Here is a 23,950-nt window from a genome sequence, read left to right on the forward strand (position 1 = left end):
GGACGGCTGGGCGGCGGGTCTGCGCGACCGGGGCATCACCGCCGCGCTGCAGGCCATCCACGACGACCCGGCCGTGGACCGGCTGGAACCTCGGCCAGGCTCCGCCGCGTCCCCACCAGCATGATCAGAATCGCCACCCCTGACGACCTGGACGCCATCGCCACCCTGCACGCCGAAGCGCGCGCGACCTACTACCGCGGCCACATCCCCGACGAGGCCTTCGACAGCCCCGCCGAGCACGCCCGCACCCGCGCAGGCTGGACCACGGCGATCGAGCGGGGAGCGGTGCTGTGCGCCGTACGGGACGGGGCGGTCGCGGGGGTCGCCGTCTCCCGCGAGGTGGACGGCGCCATGACCCTCACCCAGCTCCACGTCGACCCCAAGCGCTGGCGCGACGGCATCGGCACCGCCCTGCACGCCGCCTGCGTCGAGGCCTGGCAGCGCGCGGGCGTGGACTCGGCCCGTCTGGAGGTCTTCGAACACAACACGCGCGCCCAGTCCTTCTACGCCCGCCAGGGCTGGCTCCCGGACCCGGACGAGCCGCGCGCGGGGGACCACCTGGTGCTGCGCTTCGCGGTGCCGCGCGCCTAATTCCTGTAAGCAGTTACGGATACGAGCGCAACGGCGGAAGATCTGTTCGCAGCGTAAAGCCGGACAGGGCGAAGGACAGATCCTCGTCGTCCCGATCCTCGGCCATGGTGACGCCGGCCTGTGAGGCGTCGATGCCGGCCGGCCAGAGAGTACGAGCACTTGCTCGGGCTCCCTCCAGCCGCGCCTCCCGCAGATCCGCGGTGCTCAGGTCGGCTCCGCGCAGATCAGCCATCGAGAGATCCGCCTGACGGAACGAGGCGTTGGCTGCTCGGGCGTTGCCCAGATCGGCTTCCCGCAGGTCCGCACCGGTGAAATCGGCACCCTCCAGGTCTGTTTCGACCAGCCGCGCTCCTCGCAGATCGGCGGCAACACACCGGGAGAACCGGAGAATTGATGTCGCCAGCTCGGCGTGTCTGAGGACGGCTCCGGCCAGTGACGCCCGGGTCAGATCCACGCGGAAGATGCTTGCCGCCTCCAGGCAGGCCCGGTCGAGGATGACTCCCTGCAGATGCAGCCCGTCGCAGTCGGCCCGCCGAAGGTCGGTGGCAATGAGGCTGAGCCATTCGGGCCGACGACCCTCACACAGGACTCCCAGGCAGGTCAGCGCCACCTGAGCATCCGGAGTCCGTGTCTCCAACGGCAGGACGGAATTGATCGGCGCATCCGCCGCAGGCGCGTGCGATACCGTTTCCGCTCCCGGCCAGGGCAGATGGGTCCGGATGAACGCAGCCATGATGGCGATGACCGCTTCACGGTCCCGGTCGGAGTGGTCCGCCACCCGCCACAGCGCGTACAGGCCGCCGATGCGCACGTCGAGCTTGTCGCTCCCGGTCTGCTCCACCGCCTGCCCGAAGCGGTCGGTGATCTGACCTTCCCGCGTCGCGTTCAACCCCTCTTGGCTGACCCGCAATTGACGCCAGGTCACGTACGCTCCGACGAGGATCGCTATGCCGCCTACGGCTTGCAGCAGCGTGGTCCGGACGTTGTTCACCGCGCCCAGCCGATCCTTCGGCGCAATGCTCGCGCCTGCCAGGTCGTGATCAACCACGAGGCCCGGCAGGAGCAACACCACCACCGCCAGCAGGGCCAGACCCGCCGCGCTCGCCCCGACCATCGTCACGGCATGCAGCCGAGCCCTTCGGTCCCGACGCCTTCGCATAACTCCCCCGAATCGACAAGGACCTGATCCTAGAGCAGGGCGGAACACCCCCGTGTGCGCGTGCGGCCCGCCCACACGACCGCTGGGTCCGGGCGCCCTACCTGTACGGACCTCGTCCCGACGGAGCCGAGGCCAGGCACATCGAACACGCACACTCCTGCGAGTGAGTTGCCTCAACCTCCCCGCGCCAAGACCGCCTTGCCTTCTTAGGCTCGCCACGAGAGTTGCCATCGGCATGTGCCATTGGCACCTCTGCCGCACGACTCGCACCAACCCGTACCGACAAGGACCCGCATGGTCAGCTCACCTCACGAGGCGATGCACCGCATCTTCCAGGAGTACCCCGGACTCTTCTGCCGGGTCTCCGAAGTGCTGGGCGTCGCCTTCGCCCCACCCACCTCGGTCACCGTCCTGCCCACCGATCTCACCGAGGCACGGCCGGTCGAACGCCGCGTCGACACCCTGTTACGACTCGACACCGAGGACGGCGACTCGCTCCTCCTCGCTGTCGAAGCCCAGGGCAAGAAGGACCCGGCCAAACCCGCCAGCTGGGCCTACTACCTGTCCTACCTGTACACGAAGTACCAACTCCAGCCCCTCCTGCTGGTCGTCTGCCAGGACCGCACCACCGCCGAATGGGCCTCCCGCACCACCCACATCGGCCCGCCCCAGTGGCCCGCCCTCACCCTGCGCCCACTCGTCGCAGGCCCTCACAACATGCCGCGGATCACCAACACGGCCGAGGCCCGGGAAGGACCTGGCACTCGCCACCCTGTCCGCCGTCACACACGCCGCGGATCCGGACATCGGTGCCATACTCAAGGCACTGTCCACCGCACTGCGGGACACGCCGGAGACCGTCGCAGACCCCATCGTGGAACTCACAGCACAAGGCCTGGGTGGACTCCCGGCCGCACAACACTGGAGGAACCTGGTGGCCGTGGACCTCTCCTTCTACACCTCACCCCTCTCGGAAGAGATCCGAGACGAAGGCCGCGCGGAAGGCCGCGCCCAGGGCATCGCGCAGAGCATCCTGCTCCTGCTCGAGCAGCGCGACATCGCCGTTCCCGTGGACGCCCGCGAACGCATCACCAGCTGCGGCGATCCCGAGATCCTGCGGCAGTGGCTCGCCCGGGCGATCACCGCATCCTGCGCAGAGGAGATCTTCGCAGAGCAATAGTCCCGCCCCGGCGAGGCGCACATTGGCCAGGGCCGGAATGCGCCGGTCCCGGTGCGCGTTCACCTCTTGGCGGAGGTGGCCTCCGCACCGGACGAGCCTGGAGTGATGAAGAAGATGCGCGTCGAGATCTGGAGCGACATCGCCTGCCCCTGGTGCTACATCGGCAAGGCACGCTTCGAGAAGGGACTCGCGGCCTTCGCCCACCGCGACGAGATCGAGGTGGTCCACCGCTCCTTCGAGCTGGACCCGAGCCGGGCCAAGCACGGCACCGCTCCCGTGGTCGAGTTGCTGGCGAAGAAGTACGGCCGCACCCTCGACGAGGCCCGGGCCATGGAGGAGCACGTCGCCTCCAATGCCCGCTCCGAGGGGCTCGAGTACCGGACCGAGGGCCGTGATCACGGGAACACCTTCGACATCCACCGGCTGCTGCACCTGGCCAAGGCCCGTGGCCGCCAGGACCAGCTGCTGGACCTCGCCTACCGGGCGAACTTCGCCGACGAGCGGTCCGTCTTCGATGCCGAGTTCCTCCTGGATCTCGCGGTCGAGGCCGGTCTGGACGCGGACGAGGCCCGGGCGGTCCTCGCCGACGAGACGGCGTACGCCGACGACGTGCGGGCCGACGAGCGCGAGGCCGCCGAGCTCGGCGCGACCGGGGTGCCCTTCTTCGTACTCGACCGCCGCTACGGGGTCTCCGGCGGCCAGCCCGCCGAAGTCTTCACGCAGGCGCTGGAGCAGGCCTGGCAGGGCCGGGCGATCACCCCGATCGGCACCGACGCCGCCGCCTGTGACGCCGACGGTTCCTGCGAGGTCCCGCAGACCGCGTCCTGACGGCACACCGACTGTCGAGCACAGCTGAACGGTGCCCCGCAGCAATTCGTGATTGACCACAGCTGCGGGGCATCGGAGGGTGATCCCATGGAGACCCTTCGCACGCTGGCCGGCGCCGAGTTCGCGCCCGGGACGACGTATCTGAACACTGCGAGCTGCGGGCGGCTGCCGCGGCGGGCAGTCCAGGCGGTGAAGACGCTCGCCGACGAGCTGGCCGCCGGACGACCCGGTGGCGCCGGGGACTACTCCGCGATGAACGCCGCCCGCCGGTCCTTCGCCCGGCTCAGCGGCCTGAACGAAGACCGGGTCGCCGCCGGAGGCTCGGTCTCGGTGCATGCGGGGCTGATCGCGGCCTCGCTGCCGCCCGGCGCGGAGGTCCTGTTCCCGGAGGGTGAGTTCTCCTCCGTCGTCACGCCCTTCACCGTGCGCGGCGACCTCAAGCTGCGCTACGCGCCGCTGGACGCGCTCGCCGACGCGGTACGGCCGGGCACCGCGCTGGTGGCCTTCTCCGCGGTGCAGTCCGCCGACGGCCGGGTCGCGGATCTGGCGGCGGTGCGGGCCGCGGCGGCCACGCACGGGGCCCGTACTCTTCTCGACACCAGCCAGTCCGCGGGCTGGCTGCCGCTGGACGCGGGCGCCTGGGACTTCACGGTCACCGGCGGATTCAAGTTCCTGCTCTGCCCCCGCGGTGTCTCCTTCCTCACGGTGACGGAGGAGGCGCAGGAGTCGGTGCCGCCCCTGCACGCCGGCCCCTTCGCCGCCGAGACCGAGAAGATGTACGGCCCGATCGAGGAGCTCGCACGCTCGGCCCGCCGCTACGACGAGCCCCCGTCCTTCCTCGCGTACCACGCGGCCGAACAGTCGCTGGCGCTGTTGGAGGAGATCGGGATCGAGGCGGTGCACGCCCATGACACCGCGCTCGCCCGGCAGTTCAGGGCGGGGCTTACGGATCTGGGGTACGAGCCGCTCCCGGGCGACTCGGCGATCGTCGCCGTACCCGGCCTCGGGGACCGCGTGCCGGAACTGGCCCGCGTGGGGATCGTCGTGTCCGATCGCGCGGGCAACTTGCGCGCCGCGTTCCATCTGTACAACTCCGCAGCCGATGTTGAACGGGTACTGGACCGCCTTGCCGACTGGAGCGGAACAGCCCGTCACGGAGGCGGTCGATAGGGTGTCGGCATGTCTTCGTCACTTCGCCTGGAAGAGGTCACACCGGACAACGTTCTCGACGCGTGCCGGTTGAAAGTGCGGCCTGAGCAGGAGGAGTTCGTGGCCCCGGTCGCGCGGTCACTCGCCGAGGCGTATGTGCAACCCGAGATCGCCTGGCCCCGATTGATCTTCGACGGCGAGCTGCTCGTCGGTTTCGTGATGGCCTTCTTCATGGTCCGCTTCGACCCGGACAACCCGGATGACACGCCCCGCAGTGGCCTCTGGCGGCTGAACATCGCTGCCGGTCAACAGGGCCGTGGGTACGGCCGCTTCGCTGTGGAGTCTGTGTGCGAGGAAGTCCGGAGGCGTGGGCAGACGCGTGTGACGACGACCTGGGGGCTGGGGGAGCACGGACCCGAGCAGTTCTATCTGGGGCTCGGGTTCCGGCTGACCGGGGAGAAGAGCGGTGAGCAGGTCGTCGGCGTGCTGGACCTGACCGGGGTCTGAGAGCACCGGACCGGATGCCGGGGGCGCCGCCCTCCAAAGCCTCGCCGCACAGTCCCCGGCGATCATCTACGACCTACGCCCGAAGGCCGGGGCAGTCCGCCGTCTGGACGCAGAGGTTCTCCTCGACCTTCCCGAGCAGCCGGGTCAGCTCCCTGCGCTCGTCCGGGTCGAGCCCCGCGAGCGTGTGCTCCTCCAGATCCGCCCAGGCCGCCTCCACCGCGGAGTGCAGTGCGCAGCTCTCCTCCGTGGCCTCGACGAGCACCGCGCGCCGGTCGCCCGGGTCGGGGCAGCGGCGGACGTGGCCGGCCTGCTCCAGACGCTGGAGCATCTTCGTCACCGTGGAGGGGTCGAGCTCGACGGCCTTGATCAGCTCAGACTGGCGCACCGGGCCCGCGTCCCACAGGTGCATCATCACGAACTCCTGCCCCGGGTAGAGGCCGGCTCCCCTGAGCAGCTTGCCCGCCGCCATACGGTGCAGCCGGGCGACCCGGGAGACGGCATGGCTGACGGGCCCGGCCAGCGCGGAGCTCGGCAGCGGCTCGGTACAGACCGGGTCGGCCGCGGTCTCGGGTTTCATCGGGCCTCCTCGGGAGGGGTGGCGACTGTCTGATGGACAGTGTCCCCAAAAACTTTACCTTGGTCGGCCAATTAATGGTCTACAGTGGCTCTCGACGCGATTACTTGGCCGACCACATAAATTCTGGGGAGCTCTTCATGACCACCGCATTCGACCCGATCGACCTGTCCGGCACACAGCTCGGCAACCGCATCGCCATGGCGCCGATGACCCGTAGCCGGGCGCACGGCGAGGGCCTCACGGTCACCGACTCCACCGTGGAGTACTACGTCCAGCGCGCCTCGGCAGGCCTGATCATCACCGAGGGCATCCAGCCCTCGGTCGTCGGCCGGGGCTACCCGGACACCCCGGGCCTGCACAGCGCCGAGCAGGTGGCCGCCTGGCGCAAGGTCACCGACGCCGTCCACGCCAAGGGCGGGAAGATCTTCGCCCAGATCATGCACGCCGGACGCATCGGCCACCCGGTGCTCTTCCCGGACGGCCAGGTGAGCGTGGCCCCGTCCGCTGTCGCCGCCGCGGGTCAGCTCTTCACACACGAGGGTCCCAAGGACTTCATCGCCCCGCGCGAGCTGTCCGGCGACGAAGTACGCGCCGTCGTCGGCGAGTTCGTCGAGGCGTCCCGCAACGCCATCGAGGCCGGATTCGACGGCGTCGAGCTGCACGGCGCCAACGGCTACCTCATCCACCAGTTCCTCGCCCCCAACACCAACCTGCGCACCGACGAGTGGGGCGGCTCCGTCGAGAACCGCATCCGCTTCGCCGTCGAGGTGACGCAGGCCGTGGCCGCGGCGATCGGTGCCGAGCGGACCGGACTGCGGATCTCTCCCGGCAACCCGTACAACGACATCGCCGAGACCGACCCGGAGACGGTCTACCCCGCGCTGGTCAGGGAGCTGGAGCCGCTGGGCCTCGGCTATCTGCACATCGTCGAGATGGTCCCGGGGCTCAGGGACGTCACGCTCGCGCTGCGCAAGCAGTTCAGCGGCACGTTCATCCTCAACCCGGCGACCGAGGGGCCGACCGACCACAGGGCGCTGGAGCTGATCGAGGACGGTATCGCCGACATCCTCGCCTTCGGCTCGCTGTTCCTGGCCAACCCGGACCTGCCCGTCAGGCTCAAGGCCGAAGGCCCGTACAACACCCCGGACACGGCCACGTTCTTCGGCGGTGACGACAAGGGCTACACCGACTACCCGGCCCTGTAAGGCGGTTGTACGAAAGGGCCGGGCGCCCCTCTCCGCGAGGGGCGCCCGGCCCATTCGTAACAGGACGGGCTAGCGTACCGGCGTGAAGTCCCGCGCCCCGATGAACGACGGCCTGGGCACCGGCGCCGCGAAAGGCTTGACCGCCGCGTTCTCCACGCTGTTGAAGACGATGAAGACATTGCTGCGCGGGTACGGGGTGATGTTGTCCCCGGAGCCGTGCATGCAGTTGCAGTCGAACCAGGTCGCGGACCCGGCCCTGCCGGTGAACAGCCGGATGCCGTGCCGGTCGGCGAACCGCGTCAGCGCCGCGTCGGAGGGCGTGCCCGCGTCCTGCATCTGCAGGGACTTCTTGTAGTTGTCCTGCGGTGTCTCGCCCGCGCACCCCAGGAACGTCTTGTGCGACCCGGGCATGATCATCAGCCCGCCGTTGGTGTCGAGGTTCTCGGTCAGCGCGATCGAGACCGAGACGGTGCGCATGTTCGGCAGACCGTCCTCGGCGTGCCAGGTCTCGAAGTCCGAGTGCCAGTAGAAGCCCGAGGCGCCGAAGCCCGGCTTCACATTGATACGGGACTGGTGGACGTACACGTCCGAGCCGAGGATCTGCCGGGCCCTGCCCACCACCCGCTCGTCGCGCACCAGAGAGGCGAAGATCTCGCTGACCCTGTGCACCTCGAAGACCGAGCGCACGTCCTGAGACTTCGGCTCGATGATCGAGCGCTCGTCGGCCCGTACGGCGGGATCGGCGATCAGCCGGTCCAGCTCGGTGCGGTAGAGCGCGACTTCGTCCTGCGAGATCAGCTCGTCGACGGTGAGGAAGCCGTCACGCTCGAACTCCATCAGCCCGGAGGGGGCGATCGGCCCCGGCGCGCCGGGCGCCGACCAGACCACGGGGTCCTGGCGCGGGGTCGTCACCTCGTTCACGCCACGAGTCGGGTACAGGTCGGTGCGTACAGCGGCGGTGGTCATGGATCAGCCCTCCTCGGTGAGCAGCGGATAGATGCCGTTCTCGTCGTGGTCCTCCCGTCCGGTGACGGGCGGGTTGAAGACGCAGACACAGCGGAAATCGGTCTTGGGACGCATGGTGTGGCGCTCATGGCCGTCGAGCAGATACATCGTGCCGGGCTCGATCCAGTGCGTCTCGCCGGTCTCGTCGTTGGTGAGTTCGGCCTCGCCCTCCACGCAGAGCACGGCCTCGATGTGGTTCGCGTACCACATCGACGTCTCCGTACCCGCGTACAGCACGGTCTCGTGGAGCGAGAAGCCGACCTTCTCCTTGGCGAGCACGATGCGCTTGCTCTCCCAGGTCCCGGACGCCGCCTTCACATGGCGGTCGGTGTTCTCGATGTCCTTGAACGATCGGACAATCACGGTGAGTTGTTGCCTTTCCTCTTCCCCGCCGGATTTCTGCGGGGGTTGGTACGGGGTGTCAGGCCGTCTCGCGGACGGAGCGGGCCAGGATGCGCAGACCCTCGTCGAGCTCCTCGGAGGAGACGGTGAGCGCGGGCAGCAGCTTGACCACCTCGCTCTCCGGGCCGGAGGTCTCAAGGAGCAGCCCCAGCTCGAAAGCGCGGGCGCAGACCGCCGAGGCGCGCGCCTTGTCCTCGAACTCCAGGCCCCACACCAGACCGCGGCCACGGAAGCTCACGCCCGGCTCGCCGCTCTCGCCGACGATGGCCAGCAGCGCCTGCTCGACCTGCTCGCCGCGCGCGAGGGTCTGCTTCTCCATCTGGCCGTCGGCCCAGTAGGTGTCGAGCGCGGCGGTGGCGGTGACGAAGGCGGGGTTGTTGCCGCGGAACGTGCCGTTGTGCTCGCCCGGCTCCCAGATGTCCAGCTCCGGCTTGAACAGGCAGAGCGACATGGGCAGTCCGTAGCCGCTGATCGACTTCGACAGAGTGACGATGTCCGGCGTGATGCCCGCTTCCTCGAAGGAGAAGAAGCCACCGGTGCGGCCGCAGCCCATCTGGATGTCGTCGACGATCAGCAGCATGTCCTGGCGGTGGCACAGGTCCTGGAGCGCGCGCAGCCACTCGGCGCGGGCCACATTGATGCCGCCCTCGCCCTGCACGGTCTCGACGATCACGGCGGCCGGCTTGTTGAGGCCGGAGCCCTGGTCCTCGAGGAGGCGCTCGAACCAGAGGAAGTCGGGGACCTGGCCGTCGAAGTAGTTGTCGAACGGCATCGGTGTGCCGTGCACCAGCGGGATGCCGGCGCCGGCCCGCTTGAAGGCGTTGCCGGTGACGGCGAGCGAGCCGAGCGACATGCCGTGGAAGGCGTTGGTGAACGAGACGACGGATTCGCGCCCCTTCACCTTGCGGGCCAGTTTGAGCGCCGACTCGACCGCGTTGGTGCCGGTCGGGCCAGGGAACATGACCTTGTACGGAAGGTCGCGCGGCCGCAGGATCACGTTCTGGAACGACTCCAGGAACGCGCGCTTGGCGGTGGTCGCCATGTCCAGGCCGTGCGTGATGCCGTCGCGCTCTATGTAGTCGATCAGCGCGCGTTTCAGCACCGGGTTGTTGTGCCCGTAGTTGAGCGATCCGGCGCCGGCGAAGAAGTCGAGGTAGGCGTGTCCGTCCTCGTCGTGGAGGTAGCTGCCCTGCGCACGGTCGAACACAGCGGGCCAACCGCGGCAGTAGCTGCGCACCTCCGACTCCAGGGTCTCGAAGACACTCAGGGCGGGCGGGGTGATGGTCACAGCAAGTCTCCAGGTGTGGGGGGTCAGGCGGAGATGGGTCCGATGCGGTACAGCACTTCTGGCTGGTGCGTTCCCTCGGGGAACAGTCCGCCGTCGAACAGGACTTCACGCGCGAGTGGCGCCCCGTGGCGCTTGGCGTAGGAGGTGAACAGCCGGTCGGACGCGGTGTTGTCGGGGGTGATGGTCGTCTCGACCTCGCGCACCCCGCGCTCGTCCGTGACCTTGGCGGTCAGCGCGTCGAGCAGCACACCGGCGAGCCTCCGGCCGCGGTGCGCGTGGTCGACCGCGACCTGCCAGACGACCAGGGCCTCCGGGCGGTCGGGGCGCACATAGCCGGTGACGAAGGCGATGGGCTCACCGTCACGGCCGCGCGCCACCAGCGAGGTGGCTGCGAAGTCGCGACACCACAGCAGATAGCTGTACGAGGAGTTGAGGTCCAGGACCTCGGAGTCGCGGGCGATGCGCCAGATCGCGGCTCCGTCCTCCACTCGGGGGGTGTCGATCTCCGGGAATTCGTTCGGGGGGTTGGCTCGTACAAGGTCTTCTTGTGCGGCGGTCATGCCGAGGCAATTTACCGAGCTAATTCTGAAAATGCACTGAGGGAAGGGGTTGGGTGGAGCGCCTCTTTGTGTTATCGCGCGGGCGCGGGCGCTAGTGCTGCCGACCGATGATTTCGGGCGATTTGTGCCGTAAATAAGGGGCTAATCGGGCGCCCTGTGGAGTCGGTCACATATCCGTAACGGCAACGAGACCCGTCCGAATTACGCCGTTCGATCCTATCGAAATCTTGGCGTTTAGGATCGCGGAACGGGGGCAGAAGAATACGGGAAGCTGGCTGGAATAAAGCATCTTCACGCATTTTAAATTAACGCCGACTTTGATACCAGGAGAAATGCTGTTCACCGTCGCCGGCAGGCCCCGGTGACCGCCCGGCGGGCTGCCCCCACGACGCCTCGTACAGTGCTCGATATGAGCGATCACACAGTGCTGCATGTGAAGGGGCGGGTGCTCGTCGGGCCCGAGGAGGCGCGGGACGAACTGTGGGTGGTGGACGGCCGGATCTCCTACGACCGGCCCCGCGCCGAGGCCGTCACCGTCCAGGGCTGGGCGCTCCCCGGCCTGGTCGACGCGCACTGCCATGTCGGGCTCGACCACCACGGCGCGGTCGACGAGGCGACCAGTGAGAAGCAGGCCCTCACCGACCGGGACGCGGGCACGCTGCTCATCCGGGACGCGGGATCACCGTCCGACACCCGCTGGATCGACGACCGGGAAGACCTGCCGAAGATCATCAGGGCGGGCCGTCACATCGCGCGCACCCGCCGCTACATCCGCAACTTCGCCCATGAGATCGAGCCCGACGACCTCGTCGCGTACGTCGCCCAGGAGGCCCGGCGCGGCGACGGATGGGTCAAGCTCGTCGGCGACTGGATCGACCGGGACGCCGGGGATCTGACCGCCTGCTGGCCGCGCGGCGCGGTCGAGGCGGCGATCGCCGAGGCGCACCGGCTGGGCGTGCGGGTGACCGCCCACTGCTTCGCCGAGGCAGCGCTGAGGGACCTGGTCGAGGCGGGCATCGACTGCATCGAGCACGCCACCGGGCTCACCGAGGACACCATCCCGCTGTTCGCGGAGCGGGGTGTCGCGATCGTGCCGACGCTGGTCAACATCGCCACGTTCGCGGACCTTGCGGCGGGCGGCGAGGCCAAGTTCCCTGTCTGGTCCGCCCATATGCGGCGGCTGTACCAGCGCCGCTACGACACGGTGCGCGCGGCGTACGACGCGGGGGTGCCCATTTTCGTCGGCACGGACGCGGGCGGCTCGCTGGCGCACGGCCTGGTGGCGGCCGAGGTGGCCGAGCTGGTGAAGGCCGGCATCCCGCCGCTGCAGGCCCTGTCGGCGACGGCCTGGGGGGCGCGCCAGTGGCTGGGCCGCCCGGTGCTCGAGGAAGGCGCACCGGCGGATCTCGTGGTGTACGACGAGGATCCGCGGGCCGACGTCAGAGCGCTGGCGGGGCCGCGGCGGGTGATCCTGAACGGCCGGGTGATCGGCTGACGGACACCGCCGCCGTGCTGACCGAGCGTGACCCGGAGCCGGAAACGCTGGTTGAAGCACTCCACGCGCGATCCCGCGGGTCGACCGGCGCACCACCCTGTCGCCGTGACACGCGTGGCTCAGGGGAACATCCGTACCCCAAGAATCGAATAACGGCACGGAAACCCCACTTTGGGGTGAACCCACGCCAGGTGTCTGTCAGTTCACTGCCAGTGCGTACAGGATTCCGGTGTCTTGGTCGCCGCCGCCCACGCGTCCCCGTGGGGCGGACGGCGACGCCATGTCTCTTGTGGGGGTTCCACCACCTTGAACAGCAACACCTTCCGCATGCCCGCCGCACGCCGCTGCGCCGCCGTCACGGCCGCCGCCGCGCTGGTCACCGGCCCCGTGGCCCTCGCCGCCCCGGCGCACGCCACCGGGGGCGGCGAGGGCCGGGCGAGTGCGGTCGTGCTCCGTACCGGTCTCGATGTTTCCCTGCGCAGCAAGACCGTCGACGTCCCGCTCAAGGCCACGCTCAACGAGGTGCAGGCCCCGGCGAGTGCAGAGAAGACCGCGCTGACCGTGCAGTTGGACGGGGTCGACCAGGGCAGGCCCATCCAGGTGCTGCGCGCGGACGTGGCCACCGCGAAGGCGACCGTCGACAAGCACAGGGCCGAGGGGTACACCAACCTCGTGCGCGCCCGGGTGCATGTGCCCGGGCTGCCGCTGCTCTCCCTGATCGAGGTCGAGAAGGTCACGTCGAAGGCCGTCTGCGAGGCGGGCAAGCAGCCGGTCGCAGAGTCGAATGTGCTCGGCCATGTGACCGTGCTCGGCAAGAAGGTCACGCTTTCCGCCAAGGGCACCACCCGGGTCGATGTGCCCGGCGTCGGCGAGGTGACGCTCGATCTGTCGAAGACGCACACCACGTCCCGTACGGCCGCCGCCACCGCTCTGGAGCTCAAGGTCTCGGTCAGCCCTGCCAAGCTGAACGTCGCCGAGGTGACCGGCGTGGTCACCCTCGCCGAGGCGAAGTGCGAGTCGCCCAAGGCCGCCGCCAACGCCAACGCCGCCGCCCCCGCCGCGCAGGCGCCGTCCGACAACTCGCAGGAGCCGTCGGGCAACTCGCAGGAGCCGTCCGACAAGTCGGGCGAAAGCGAAGGCGTGCAGGCCCAGTCCGGTGAGACCCCCGCCGGGGAGAACCTCGCGGAGACCGGCGGCAGCGCCACGACGACGTACATCGCGGGCGGGGCGGCCATGATGCTCGCGCTCGGGGGAGGCGCGCTGCTGCTGGTCCGCGCCCGCGCCCGTCGCTGACCCGGGGCTCCGTCCCGAACCCCGGTCCTCGAACGCCGGACGGACTGACATGTCAGCCCGTCCGGCGTCCCGAGACCTTGGGCGTGTTTTAGAAGTCCCTCCCCCAGAGCTTCGCCTGGGAGGTGCCCCCAGCCCCGCGACGCCTGGCACGCACTCCGCCAGCTACCGCTGGGAGGTGCACCCACGCGATGTTGTCTCAGTCGCCCAAGTACGACGAGTACGAGGGCGATCTCTCCCAGACTTCGTCCGGGGGTGCCCCCACCGCCTTGCGACTGCACGCACCAGACGCCGCAGGGCCCGCCCTGCGGGCGGACGGCGCTACTTCTAAAGCACGCCCTAGTCGCCCACCATCGTCAGCGCCTGGTCGAGCGCCTGCAGAAAGCGGTTGGTCGTCGCCCGGTCGCGTACCGCCAGCCGCAGCCAGCCGGGGCCGAGGCCCGGGAATGTGTCGCCGCGGCGGGCCGCGAAGCCCAGACCGCGCAGCCGCTTGTGCACCTCGGCGCCGCGCCGGACGTGTACGAGCACGAACGAGGCCTCGGCCGCCGCCACCACCCGCACCTCCTCGAACTCCGCCAGCCCCGCCAGCAGATGGGCCCGCTCCGTCGCTACCAGATGGGCCGCCTGCTCGGCCTCCTTGAGCGCGGCGGGCTCCATGCACGCCTCGGCCGCCGCCAGCGCGGGCGTCGACACCGGCCACAGCGGCTGGGCCCGCTCCAGTGCCTCGACGGTCTCAGGCTCGGCCAGCACATAGCCGATACGCAGGCCCGCCAGACCCCAGGTCTTGGTCAGACTGCGCAGCACCACAAGGCCCGGCACATCGGTCCGGCCCGCCAGCGCCTCGGGCTCGTCGGGCACCGCGTCCATGAAGGCCTCGTCCACCACCAGCAGCCGCCCGGGGCGGGCCAGTTCGGCGATGTCTGCTGCCGGATGCAGTACGGACGTGGGGTTGGTCGGATTGCCGATCATCACCAGGTCCGCCGCGTCGGGCACGGCAGCCGGATCGAGCCGGAAGCCGTTCTGCTCCCGCAGCAGCAGCCGCGCCACCTCGTGCCCCGCGTCCCGAAGCGCCGCCTCCGGCTCCGTGAACTGCGGGTGTACCACGAGTGGGTGACGTATCGTCAGCGCACGCGCGAGCAGGACGAACGCCTCCGCCGCCCCCGCCGTCAGCAGCACCCGCTCCACCGGCAGACCGTGCCGCCGCGCGACCGCCGCCCGCGCCGCCCGCCCGTCCGGATAGGCGGCAAGGCCGGTCAGCGAGCCGGCGATGCGCTCACGGAGCCAGGCCGGGGGAGTCCCGGTGCGGACATTGACCGCGAGGTCCGTCAGATCCGCGTCGCGCACCTCCGCGTCACCGTGGTGCCGCAGGTCGTGTGCGTCAGTGTGAGTGCGCATGGCTGCCGTGGTGGTGATGGGCGCTTCCGTGCCCGTGACCGTGGTGGTGCCCGTCGTCGTCCGGGTGGAAGTGCGGCTGCTGCGGAAGGCCCACCTTGTCCGCGAAGCCCGGCATCGCGATCCGGTACACGCAGGTGTCGCAGTTCATCCGGATGTCGCCCGCGACGGCCTCCCGGTAGCGCTCCATCACCAGGTCGAGCAACTCCTCGGTCGGACCGATCACATCGGCCGACACGACCTCCACCTCGGGGTGCGCCTCCGCCCAGCCCTGCGTCTGCTGGAGCACCCGGTCCGGCAGGATCCCGGTGAACAGGAAGTACGGCAGCACCACGATCCGGCGCGCCCCCAGCTTTACGCACCGGTCCAGGCCGCTCGGCACATCGGGCGCGGCGAGCGACACGAACGCCGTCTCCACGCCCGCGTATCCGCGCCCCTCCCACAGCAGCCGGGCCGCCTTGTGCACCTCGGCGTTGGCGTCCGGGTCGGTCGAACCGCGGCCCACCAGCAGCACGGTCACATCGGCCCGGTCCGCGGGCGTACGGGAGACGGAGCCCAGCGCTTCGTCGAGCCGCCGCTCCAGGACACGCAGCAGCGCCGGATGCGGGCCGAGGGGACGGCCATAGGTGTACGAGATCCCGGGGTGCCGCTCCCGCTCGCGGGCCAGCGCGGCCGGGATGTCGCCCTTGGCGTGCCCGGCGGACACCAGCATCAGCGGCACCGCGGCGAAGCGCTGCACACCGCGCTCCACCAGCTCGGCGACGGCTTCGCCGAGGGGCGGCGGGGACAGTTCGATGAAGCCGCCCCCGACGGGGAGTTCGGGATGGCGCCGCCCCAGCTCCCGTACGAAGTCCCGGAAGGCCTCGGCCCCGGCTTCGTCACGGGTGCCGTGGCCGGCGATGAGCAGTGCGGGCGGGGTGGTCACGCGTTCTCCTTGAGGTGGGGGTGGTGCGGCTGAGCTTGCGGCGGGGGTGCGGCGGGACTTCTAGAACACGCCCAGGGGGTACGGCGTCGGTGCGCGGCGCGGCGACGTGGGCCCGCGTGGCCGGCGGGGCGTCATGACTGCCACCGGTAGCCGCGCGGGGTCACCATGCGGCCCGCGATCTCGCGCGTGGCCGTGTTGCCGACCGTCACGACGGTCATCATGTCCACCGTCGCCGGATCCAGTCCGGCGAGTGTCGTGAGGCGGCTGGATTCGTCCGGCCGGGACGCGTTGCGTACGACACCCACCGGCGTCTGCGGCTCCCGGTGTTCGGCGAGGATCGACAGCGCCTTCGGGAGCTGCCAGTCGCGGCCGCGGCTGCGCGGGTTGTAGAAGGTCACGATGATGTCCGCCTCCGCGGCGGCCCGCACCCGGCGCTCGATGACCTCCCACGGCGTGTGCAGATCGGACAGGCTGATCGAGACATGGTCGTGCCCGAGCGGCGCGCCCAGGATCGCGGCTGCGGCCAGCGCCGCGGTCACGCCCGGCACGCCCACCACGTCGATGTCGTCGGACGCCTCGGCGAGCGCGGGGGAGGCCATCGCGTACACGCCCGCGTCACCGCTGCCGATCAGCGCGACCGCATGCCCGGCGCGGGCCTCGGCGACAGCCGTACGGGCCCGCTCCTCCTCCGCACCGAGGCCGGACTCGATGACCCGGGTGCCGGGCCTGAGCAGGTCGCGGATCTGGTCGACGTACTGATCGAGCCCGACCAGTACCGACGCGCGCCGCAGTTCCTCCGTGGCGCGAGGGGTGACCAGATCGCGGGCCCCGGGGCCGAGGCCGACCACGGCCAGCCGGCCGCGCGGCGTCTTGCGTACGACCGCGCAGGTCGCCATCGCGGCCCGGCCCTCGGGGCTCGACTTCCGCTTGGGGACGAGGAGTTCACCCCCGCCCGCGAGCGCCGCGGCCTCGGCGACGGACGGCGTGCCCACCGCGGCGAGCGGCGCACCGGACGGGTTCGGCACGGCGATCCCGGCGAGCCGCTCGGCGGCATGCGTCACCAAGGGCACCCCGAGCCGCTGAGCGGCCCCGACGATGCCGGGCTCGTCCGCCTTCGCGTCGACGGTCGCCAGCTCCGCGACGCATCGCACCGACAGTCCCGCCTCGCTCAGCGCAGTCCCGACCAGCGAGAGGATCTCCTCGACGGGAGCGCCCTTGGACGCACCGACCCCGACGACCAGTGACGGCGGCCGCAACACCGCGTCGTGCGGACCGGTTTCGACGACCCGGTCCGTGACATGGAGAGCGGCGGCAGCGCCCTCGCCCCCCGGGGCCACGTTCCCGGGCAGCGGCGGCAGCGGCCACACCGCGTCCGCCCGCAGCGCCACCGGATCGCCGTCAAGCACCGCCCGCGTCACGGACGCGACCGCGCCCTCGACCGGCCAGCCCAGCGTGTCCAGGCCCGGGATCCCGGCCGCGTCCGTCGCCGTCGTGACGACCGGCTCCGCACCGAGAACGTCACCCACCGCCGCTGCCAAGGCATTCGCGCCGCCGTCGTGGCCGCCCAGCAGGGACACCGCGTACCGCTGCCCCTCGTCCACACACACCACGCCCGGGTCGGCAGACTTGCCCGCCAACAGCGGGGCGACGATCCGTACGACCGCGCCCGTCGCCAGGAAGCACACCAACTGCTCGCACTCCGCGAAGGCCCGCTCGACGCTCTCGCGCACCGGCCCTTCGTACACCTTTGTGCGGCCGGGCCACGCCGCCGCAAGCCGGTCACGGGCGGCCGCGCCCGCCGCCGTCGCTGAGATCAGGCCGATCACTTCTGCGTCGCTCCTTCGGTTGCTCCCTCGATTGCTCCTTCGTTCGCGCCCTGTGCGCGCAGCGCCTTACGGGCGGCCGGGTCGGCCTTCCGGAAGCCGTGGAAGTGCCCCGGGTGGTAGAGGTGCGAACGCGTCCCGGAAGCCGCCAGCGCCGGCCCCACCAGGAACAGCGTGTGCTTCCAGAGCTTGTGCTCCTTGACGGTCTCCTCCAGCGTGCCGATCGTGCAGCGCAGGATCAGCTCCTCCGGCCAGGTCGCCTGGTACGCCACGATCACCGGCGTACTCGTCGGATAGCCGCCCTCAAGCAGCTCCTGCGTCAACTGGCCCGAGCGGGCCGCCGACAGGAACAGCGCCATCGTCGTGCCGTGCCGCGCGAACTCCCGTACCTCCTCGCCCGGCGGCATCGGCGTCTTGCCGCCGCCGAGCCGGGTCAGGATCACGGACTGCGCGACCTCCGGGATCGTCAGTTCGCGCTGGGTGATCGCAGCGACCGCCGAGAACGACGAGACGCCCGGCACGATCTCGACGGCGAGTCCCAGCTCCACGCACCGGTCGAGCTGTTCCTGTGTGCCGCCCCACAGGGCGGGGTCGCCGGAGTGGATGCGGGCCACTTTCAGTTCCTCGTCGCGGGCCCGTTCGTACACCGCGACGACGTCCTCGAGCGACATTGCCGCCGAGTCGAGGATCTCGGCGCCCTCGCGAGCGTGGTCGAGAACGTCCGCCTGCACCAGGCTCGCCGCCCAGATGACGATGTCGGCGTCAGCGATGGCCCGCGCGGCCCGGAACGTCAGCAGATCGGCGGCGCCCGGGCCGGCGCCGACGAAAGTCACCTTGCCGTGGGTGGCGGCATCGGCCATCAGCAGTGGTCCTCTCGGATGGTTCGTGTCTTACGTGTCGCTCGTGTCATTCGGGTGGATCTCGATCTTCGCTGTGCCGCGAGGCTGGTCAATCCGCTAGCAAAGGCGCATGGCGGTGTTCGTCGCGCTCGGCGCGTTCCTGATGACGCTGTTCGGCGGCTGGACGGCTGGGCGCGTCACCGACCGCCGCCACCTCGTGCTGGGCCTGACCGGCGGGCTGATGCTCGGTGTGGTCGGCCTGGACCTGTTGCCCGAGGCACTTCGGGCGGCGGGCAACGAGGTGTTCGGAGTGCCGCAGGCACTGCTGCTGTTCGTCGGCGGCTTCCTCGCCGCGCACCTGGTGGAACGGCTGCTGGCCGTCCGTCAGGCAGCGCACGGCGCGGATGAGCGCGTCCCGCAGGTGGGTCTGACGGCGGCCGCGGCGATGGTCGGCCACAGCCTGACGGACGGCATCGCGATCGGCGCGGCCTTCCAGGTGGGCGAGGACATGGGCGCGACTGTGGCGCTCGCCGTCATCACCCACGACTTCGCCGACGGCTTCAACACGTACACGATCACCAGCCTGTACGGGAACTCCCGCGGCAAGGCGATCGCGATGCTCGTCGCCGACGCGCTCGCCCCCGTCGTCGGCGCCGCGTCCACTCTGCTGTTCACGCTGCCGGTCGAATTCCTCGGCAGCTATCTCGGGTTCTTCGGTGGCGCCCTGCTCTATCTCGCCGCGGCCGAGATCCTCCCCGAGGCGCACCACTCCCACCCCGCCCGCTCCACCCTGCTCTGCACGGCCGGGGGAGTGGGCTTCATCTGGCTGGTGGTGGGCCTCGCCGAATGAGGAGCTCACAGCTTGCCCCCGCGGCCGCCGCCGCGCGGCGCGGGCGCGATCAGCGTCGACAGATACGGCAACGAGCCCTCGGCCAGCTCCGCCGCCGGCCGGATCGACTCCTCGGGCAGCCCGAGCGCCGACCCCCACACCGCGCCCTCGGTACGCCCCGTCTCCCGCAGCGCGGTCGCCACCTCCGTCGCGAGCCGCCCGAACTTGTAGGCGACGACCGTCCCGGGCCCCTCCAGAGCATCCTTGAGCACAGCGGCCCCCGCGGTCACCGGCACCAGGGTCAGCGGCTCGGTGCCCTCGGTGAGGACCGCGCCGCTGCGGGCCGCGAGATCCTGCATCGCGGTGATGCCGGGCACGGTCTCGACGACGACGTCCGGCACGAGTCCACCGATGGTCTCGGCGAGGTAGGTGAACGTGGAGTACACGTTGGGGTCGCCGATGGTTGCGAAGGCCACGGCGCCGCGGTCGCGCAGCAGCGCGGCGACGGACTCGCCGGCGGCGTCCCAGGCGGCCTCGCGCCGCGCGCGGTCGCTGCGCTCGTTGAGCGCGAAGACGACCCGTACGACCTTGTCGGCGTCGACGTAGTGCAGGACGGTCGCCTCGGCGCGGCCCGGCTCGCCGCCGTCCTTCCCGTCGGATGCGGCCATCACGGGCACGACGACGACATCGGCCTCCTGAAGGGCGCGTACGCCCTTCACGGTCACCAACTCCGGGTCACCGGGCCCCACTCCGACCCCGATCAACCTGCTCATCGCGTACACCTTTCAACGAATCGGCGGGCAATGCCGGGCCCGGAAGCCCAGTGCGTATGCAGATAGCTCGCATGCACGCCCTGTTGTACGAACCCCTCGACGCGGCGCTCGGGCCGGTGCATCCCCCAGGCGGGGGCGGCTCCTGCGGCAGGCTCGACGACGGTCCGGTGGAACTCGTGCCCGCGCATCCGCGTCCCGGCAGAGGCGAGCACGCTGTCGCCCACCGCGACGGCCTCGCGGTAGCCGAGCGTCAGCCGGTCCGCCATCCGCGCCTCGGCGTCCAGCACCCCGCACATCGGCTGCCCGTCCAGCGACCGCGCGAGATACAGCAGCCCGGCGCACTCGGCGGCGACGGGCGCGCCGGAGTGCGCGAGCTCGGCGACGTCCTTGCGGAGCGGTTCATTGGCGGACAGCTCGGGGGCGTACACCTCGGGGAATCCGCCGCCGATGACCAGTCCGCTTGTCCCGTCGGGCAGTTGCTCGTCCCGGAGGGGGTCGAAGGTGACGACATCGGCGCCGACGGCGGTGAGGAGTTCGGTGTGCTCGGCGTAGGAGAAGGTGAACGCGGGGCCGCCAGCGACAGCGACGAGGGGGCGCTGCGCGGGGCTTGTTCCCGTGGGGAATGGCTCGCCGCAGGCGGCCTCGGGGTCCCACGCCGCCCCATCCAGCCGCGGAGCCGACCGCGCCAACCCCAGCAACCCCTCCAAGTCACAGCCCCGCCGAACCTGTTCGGCCATGGCCGCCACCGCGTCCACCGCGTCTCCCCGCCGCTCGGCGACCGGCACCAGGCCCAGATGGCGCGACGGTGTCGACACAGCCGGAGCCCGCCGCAGCACCCCCAGCACCGGCACCCCCGACTCCTCCAGCGCCTCCCGCAGCAACTCCTCATGCCGGTCCGACCCGACCTTGTTCAGGATCACGCCCCCGATCCGCACCTGCGGATCCCACGACGCGAACCCGTGCACCAGCGCCGCCACCGACCGCGACTGCGACGACGCGTCCACCACCAGCACCACCGGTGCCCGCAGCAGCTTCGCCACCTGTGCCGTGGACGCCAGTTCACCCGCCCCCGCCGCACCGTCGTACAGTCCCATCACGCCCTCGACGACCGCCAGGTCGCACCCCGCCGCGCCGTGCGCGAACAGCGGTGCCATCAGCTCCGTACCGCACATATACGGGTCCAGGTTCCGCCCCGGGCGGCCCGTCGCGAGCGAGTGGTAGCCCGGGTCGATGTAGTCCGGACCGACCTTGTGCGGGGACACGGAAAGCCCCGCCGCGACGAAGGCCGCCATCAGGCCCGTCGCGACGGTGGTCTTGCCGCTGCCGGACGACGGCGCGGCGATGACGAGTCGTGCTACCACTCGATGCCCCGCTGCCCCTTCTGACCGGCGTCCATCGGGTGCTTCACCTTCGACATGTCGGTCACCAGATCGGCGAAGTCGACGAGCTCCGCCGGAGCGTTGCGGCCGGTGATGACCACATGCTGGCTGCCGGGCCGGTTCCGCAGTACGTCGATCACCTCGGCCGTGTCCACCCATCCCCAGTGCATGGGATACGCGAACTCGTCCAGCACGTACAGCTGGTACGTCTGGGCCGCCAGGTCGCGCTTGACCTGCTCCCAGCCCTCGCGTGCCGCCTCCTCGTTGTTGAGCTGCCTGTCGCGCTGGACCCACGACCAGCCCTCGCCCATCTTGTGCCAGGCGACCGGGCCGCCCTCGCCGGAGGCGCCGAGGACCTTCAGCGCGTTCTCCTCGCCGACCTTCCACTTGGCGGACTTCACGAACTGGAAAACCCCGATCGGCCACCCCTGGTTCCAGGCGCGCAGCGCGAGCCCGAACGCGGCCGTCGACTTCCCTTTGCCGATGCCCGTATGCACGACGACGAGTGGGCGGTTACGGCGCTGACGCGTCGTGAGTCCGTCGTCCGGCACGACGGCCGGCTGTCCCTGTGGCATCAGGCTGCCCTCCTTGATCCTTGTACCTCGCGGACGAGCCCGGCGATGGAGTCGGCCCGCAGCTCGTCGAGTGTGACGGCCGTGCCGCCGAGATCGCCCGCGAGCGTGCCGGCAAGACCGAGGCGTACCGGCCCGGACTCGCAGTCCACGACGATCGCGGCCGTGCCCTCCGAGGCGTGCAGCCGCCCGGCCCGCGCCGCCAGCGCGACCGGATCGACCCCGCCCGTCGCGCGGCCGTCCGTCACCACGACCAGCAGTGGCCGGCGGGACGGATCGCGCAGGCGTTCCACGCGCAGTACGTCGTGCGCCCGCAGCAGCCCGGCCGCCAGCGGCGTACGGCCACCCGTCGGCAGCGTCTCGAGACGCGTGGCGGCCGCGTCCACCGACGACGTCGGCGGCAGCGCCACCTCCGCGTCCTTCCCGCGGAAGGTGATCAGGCCGACCTTGTCGCGCCGCTGGTAGGCGTCGAGCAGCAGTGACAGCACCGCGCCCTTGACCGCGCTCATCCGCTGCCTGGCCGCCATCGACCCCGACGCGTCGACGACGAACAGCACGAGGTTTCCCTCGCGCCCCTCCCGGGTCGCCTGCCGCAGATCGTCACGCCGCACCACCAGGCCGCGGCCGCTGCGCCCGCGCGCCCGCTGGTGCGGAGCTGCGGCCTGCACGGTCGCCGCCAAGTGCAGCTTGGTGAGCGCCCCTCGGGGCCTTCGCGCCCCCGTCGTCCGGCCGTGCTCGGTCCGCGCACGGGACCTGCGCCCCGTCGCGCCCTCACCCAGTCCGGGCACGCTCAGCACCTTCGTACGGAATGGCTCAGCGGCCCGTACGGCCTGCTGCTCGCCGCCGCCCGCGCTCTGCGGCTCCCCGCCGTCGGCCTCCTGCGGCTGTGCGGGTGTGCCAGCCTGCTCAGCGTCGCCCTGCCCCGTATCGCCCTGCGGCGGTGTGCCGGGTCCGTCCTGCGGCGGGCGGCCACCGCCGCCCGGACCGTCGGGATCCGGATCGTCTTCCTCGCCGCCGAACTCCTCCAGCGTGTCGTCGAGCTTGTCCTCGTCCAGACCGGGCGCGTCGAAGGGATTGCGCCGCCGCCGGTGCGGGAGCGCCAGCAGAGCGGCCTGCCGCACATCCTCGGCGAGTACGTCGCCGCGCCCCGCCCACGCGGCCAGCGCCGTCGCGGTCCGTGCCATCACGATGTCCGCGCGCATGCCGTCCACCTCGAAGGCCGCGCAGGTCGCGGCGATCTGCCGCAACGCGCCGTCCCCCAGCCGGACGTCGGGCAGCAGCGCCCGCGCGGCCACGATCCTCGCGCGCAGGGCCGCCTCTTCGTCGGCCCAGCGAGCGGCGAATCCGGCCGGATCGTCGTCGTAGGCGAGCCGCCGTCGCACCACCTCGACCCGCTGGTCGGGCTCGCGCGAGGCCGCCACCTCGACGGTGAGCCCGAAGCGGTCCAGCAACTGCGGCCGCAGCTCGCCCTCTTCGGGGTTCATCGTCCCCACGAGCAGAAAACGTGCGGCGTGCCGCACCGAGACGCCCTCACGCTCGACATACGACGCGCCCATGGCGGCCGCGTCCAGCAGCAGGTCGACCAGATGGTCATGCAGCAGATTGACCTCGTCGACGTAGAGAATCCCGCGGTGCGCGTCCGCGAGCAGCCCCGGCTCGAAGGCCTTCACGCCCTCGGCCAGCGCCCGCTCGATGTCGAGGGCCCCGACGAGCCGGTCCTCGGACGCCCCGACGGGCAACTCGACCATCCGCGCGGCCCGCGCCACACCGCCACCGGCCTCGTGCGGACCGTCGGGGCATGCGGGGTCGGGCGTCGAGGGATCGCAGGAGAACCGGCACCCGGCGACGACGGACACCTCGGGCAGGAGGGCGGAAAGGGCCCGTACGGCGGTGGACTTGGCGGTGCCCTTCTCGCCGCGTACGAGCACACCGCCCACGGCGGGCGATACCGCATTCAGCAGCAGCCCGAGCCGCAGGTCGTCCATGCCGACGATCGCGGTGAAGGGGTATGGGGTGCTCATGCGGGCTCCTCGATCGTGTTGCGGCGGTGTGATTCCCCCACCCCGCCCCTTCCCGTAACCAGGGGGCTTCGCCCCCTGGACCCCCAGTCCTCAATCTCCCCCAGACTTCGTCCGGGGGGACCCCCAACGGGCCCCGTTGGAACCCCGCCGGCGTCTGAGGC

General features: G+C 70.9%; 22 protein-coding genes and 1 pseudogene. 9 read left to right on the plus strand and 14 right to left on the minus strand.

The genetic code is table 11. The features are described 5' to 3' along the window. Positions 1 to 120: 120 nt before the first annotated feature. Positions 121 to 591: a GNAT family N-acetyltransferase gene (locus ACH492_RS19725; RefSeq protein WP_398988194.1), complete on the plus strand. Its 471-nt coding sequence runs from the start codon at positions 121 to 123 to the stop codon at positions 589 to 591. Positions 592 to 604: 13 nt separating this feature from the next. Here ACH492_RS19725 and ACH492_RS19730 read toward each other — a convergent pair whose 3' ends face one another. After that, positions 605 to 1,705, minus strand: coding sequence for a pentapeptide repeat-containing protein (locus tag ACH492_RS19730; RefSeq protein WP_398988388.1), 1,101 nt, complete (start codon positions 1,703 to 1,705; stop codon positions 605 to 607). 339 nt (positions 1,706 to 2,044) lie between these two features. Between ACH492_RS19730 and ACH492_RS19735 the strand changes: the two are divergent. From ACH492_RS19735 to ACH492_RS19750, 4 genes and pseudogenes are all read left to right on the plus strand, one after another. Continuing rightward, positions 2,045 to 2,930 (plus strand): annotated as a pseudogene (locus ACH492_RS19735) (hypothetical protein). A 114-nt stretch (positions 2,931 to 3,044) separates the two neighbouring features. After that, positions 3,045 to 3,758 (plus strand): DsbA family oxidoreductase, encoded by a 714-nt coding sequence (locus ACH492_RS19740; protein WP_398988390.1) that lies wholly within the window; start codon positions 3,045 to 3,047, stop codon positions 3,756 to 3,758. 87 nt (positions 3,759 to 3,845) lie between these two features. Continuing rightward, positions 3,846 to 4,928: an aminotransferase class V-fold PLP-dependent enzyme gene (locus ACH492_RS19745; RefSeq protein WP_398988196.1), complete on the plus strand. Its 1,083-nt coding sequence runs from the start codon at positions 3,846 to 3,848 to the stop codon at positions 4,926 to 4,928. A 9-nt stretch (positions 4,929 to 4,937) separates the two neighbouring features. Then, positions 4,938 to 5,414: a GNAT family N-acetyltransferase gene (locus ACH492_RS19750; RefSeq protein WP_398988198.1), complete on the plus strand. Its 477-nt coding sequence runs from the start codon at positions 4,938 to 4,940 to the stop codon at positions 5,412 to 5,414. A gap of 73 nt (positions 5,415 to 5,487) precedes the next feature. Here ACH492_RS19750 and ACH492_RS19755 read toward each other — a convergent pair whose 3' ends face one another. Next, the gene (locus ACH492_RS19755) at positions 5,488 to 5,991 is read right to left on the minus strand and encodes a MarR family winged helix-turn-helix transcriptional regulator (RefSeq protein ID WP_398988200.1); all 504 of its coding nucleotides are present in this window, start codon (positions 5,989 to 5,991) and stop codon (positions 5,488 to 5,490) included. A 137-nt stretch (positions 5,992 to 6,128) separates the two neighbouring features. On the opposite strand from ACH492_RS19755, the gene ACH492_RS19760 reads away from it, so the two are divergent. Continuing rightward, complete coding sequence (locus tag ACH492_RS19760; RefSeq protein ID WP_398988202.1) at positions 6,129 to 7,196, plus strand: alkene reductase; 1,068 nt, start codon at positions 6,129 to 6,131, stop codon at positions 7,194 to 7,196. A 69-nt stretch (positions 7,197 to 7,265) separates the two neighbouring features. Here the strand turns inward: ACH492_RS19760 and thpD are convergent, their stop codons facing one another. From thpD to ectA, 4 genes are read right to left on the minus strand one after another with little or no spacing between them, the layout of a single operon-like run. Next, positions 7,266 to 8,162 (minus strand): ectoine hydroxylase, encoded by an 897-nt coding sequence (gene thpD / locus ACH492_RS19765; RefSeq protein WP_398988204.1) that lies wholly within the window; start codon positions 8,160 to 8,162, stop codon positions 7,266 to 7,268. A gap of 3 nt (positions 8,163 to 8,165) precedes the next feature. Next, a complete protein-coding gene (locus tag ACH492_RS19770; RefSeq protein ID WP_307664257.1) occupies positions 8,166 to 8,564 on the minus strand; it encodes an ectoine synthase in 399 nt (132 codons plus the stop codon). A gap of 58 nt (positions 8,565 to 8,622) precedes the next feature. Next, the gene (gene ectB, locus ACH492_RS19775) at positions 8,623 to 9,891 is read right to left on the minus strand and encodes a diaminobutyrate--2-oxoglutarate transaminase (protein WP_398988206.1); all 1,269 of its coding nucleotides are present in this window, start codon (positions 9,889 to 9,891) and stop codon (positions 8,623 to 8,625) included. A gap of 23 nt (positions 9,892 to 9,914) precedes the next feature. Then, on the minus strand, positions 9,915 to 10,451 hold the full coding sequence (gene ectA / locus ACH492_RS19780) for a diaminobutyrate acetyltransferase (RefSeq protein ID WP_398988208.1): 537 nt from the start codon (positions 10,449 to 10,451) through the stop codon (positions 9,915 to 9,917). A 409-nt stretch (positions 10,452 to 10,860) separates the two neighbouring features. On the opposite strand from ectA, the gene ACH492_RS19785 reads away from it, so the two are divergent. Together ACH492_RS19785 and ACH492_RS19790 are read left to right on the plus strand one after the other, a co-directional pair. Next, a complete protein-coding gene (locus ACH492_RS19785; RefSeq protein WP_398988210.1) occupies positions 10,861 to 11,946 on the plus strand; it encodes an amidohydrolase family protein in 1,086 nt (361 codons plus the stop codon). A 306-nt stretch (positions 11,947 to 12,252) separates the two neighbouring features. Continuing rightward, positions 12,253 to 13,239: an SCO1860 family LAETG-anchored protein gene (locus ACH492_RS19790; protein ID WP_398988212.1), complete on the plus strand. Its 987-nt coding sequence runs from the start codon at positions 12,253 to 12,255 to the stop codon at positions 13,237 to 13,239. A 336-nt stretch (positions 13,240 to 13,575) separates the two neighbouring features. On the opposite strand, the gene cobC is transcribed toward ACH492_RS19790, so the two are convergent. From cobC to cobM, 4 genes are all read right to left on the minus strand, one after another. Next, positions 13,576 to 14,631, minus strand: a complete 1,056-nt coding sequence (gene cobC / locus ACH492_RS19795) for an Rv2231c family pyridoxal phosphate-dependent protein CobC (protein WP_398988214.1) — start codon at positions 14,629 to 14,631, stop codon at positions 13,576 to 13,578. Beyond that, entirely contained in the window at positions 14,615 to 15,553 is a 939-nt protein-coding gene (locus ACH492_RS19800; RefSeq protein ID WP_398988216.1) for a sirohydrochlorin chelatase, read from the minus strand. The genes cobC and ACH492_RS19800 overlap by 17 nt, the downstream gene beginning before the upstream one ends. Positions 15,554 to 15,684: 131 nt before the next feature. Continuing rightward, complete coding sequence (gene cobJ, locus ACH492_RS19805; protein WP_398988218.1) at positions 15,685 to 17,379, minus strand: precorrin-3B C(17)-methyltransferase; 1,695 nt, start codon at positions 17,377 to 17,379, stop codon at positions 15,685 to 15,687. After that, positions 17,376 to 18,236: a precorrin-4 C(11)-methyltransferase gene (gene cobM, locus ACH492_RS19810; protein WP_398988220.1), complete on the minus strand. Its 861-nt coding sequence runs from the start codon at positions 18,234 to 18,236 to the stop codon at positions 17,376 to 17,378. Before cobM ends, cobJ begins: the two co-directional genes overlap by 4 nt. A gap of 109 nt (positions 18,237 to 18,345) precedes the next feature. Between cobM and ACH492_RS19815 the strand changes: the two genes are divergently transcribed. Beyond that, positions 18,346 to 19,065: a ZIP family metal transporter gene (locus ACH492_RS19815; protein WP_398988222.1), complete on the plus strand. Its 720-nt coding sequence runs from the start codon at positions 18,346 to 18,348 to the stop codon at positions 19,063 to 19,065. A 5-nt stretch (positions 19,066 to 19,070) separates the two neighbouring features. Here the strand turns inward: ACH492_RS19815 and cobI are convergent, their stop codons facing one another. Genes cobI through ACH492_RS19835 form a run of 4 tightly spaced genes read right to left on the minus strand, consistent with a single transcriptional unit; the run spans position 19,071 to position 23,789 of the window. After that, the gene (gene cobI / locus ACH492_RS19820; RefSeq protein WP_398988224.1) at positions 19,071 to 19,817 is read right to left on the minus strand and encodes a precorrin-2 C(20)-methyltransferase; all 747 of its coding nucleotides are present in this window, start codon (positions 19,815 to 19,817) and stop codon (positions 19,071 to 19,073) included. Continuing rightward, positions 19,814 to 21,178 carry a cobyrinate a,c-diamide synthase gene (locus ACH492_RS19825; RefSeq protein WP_398988226.1) on the minus strand — a complete coding sequence of 455 codons (1,365 nt, stop codon included), beginning with the start codon at positions 21,176 to 21,178 and terminating at the stop codon, positions 19,814 to 19,816. Before ACH492_RS19825 ends, cobI begins: the two co-directional genes overlap by 4 nt. Then, positions 21,172 to 21,771 (minus strand): cob(I)yrinic acid a,c-diamide adenosyltransferase, encoded by a 600-nt coding sequence (cobO, locus tag ACH492_RS19830; protein ID WP_307664269.1) that lies wholly within the window; start codon positions 21,769 to 21,771, stop codon positions 21,172 to 21,174. Before cobO ends, ACH492_RS19825 begins: the two co-directional genes overlap by 7 nt. Next, positions 21,771 to 23,789 (minus strand): putative cobaltochelatase, encoded by a 2,019-nt coding sequence (locus ACH492_RS19835; protein WP_398988228.1) that lies wholly within the window; start codon positions 23,787 to 23,789, stop codon positions 21,771 to 21,773. Before ACH492_RS19835 ends, cobO begins: the two co-directional genes overlap by 1 nt. Positions 23,790 to 23,950 lie beyond the last annotated feature (161 nt).

It is taken from the genome of Streptomyces sp. NPDC019443 (genome assembly GCF_044389785.1).
Taxonomy (GTDB): domain Bacteria; phylum Actinomycetota; class Actinomycetes; order Streptomycetales; family Streptomycetaceae; genus Streptomyces.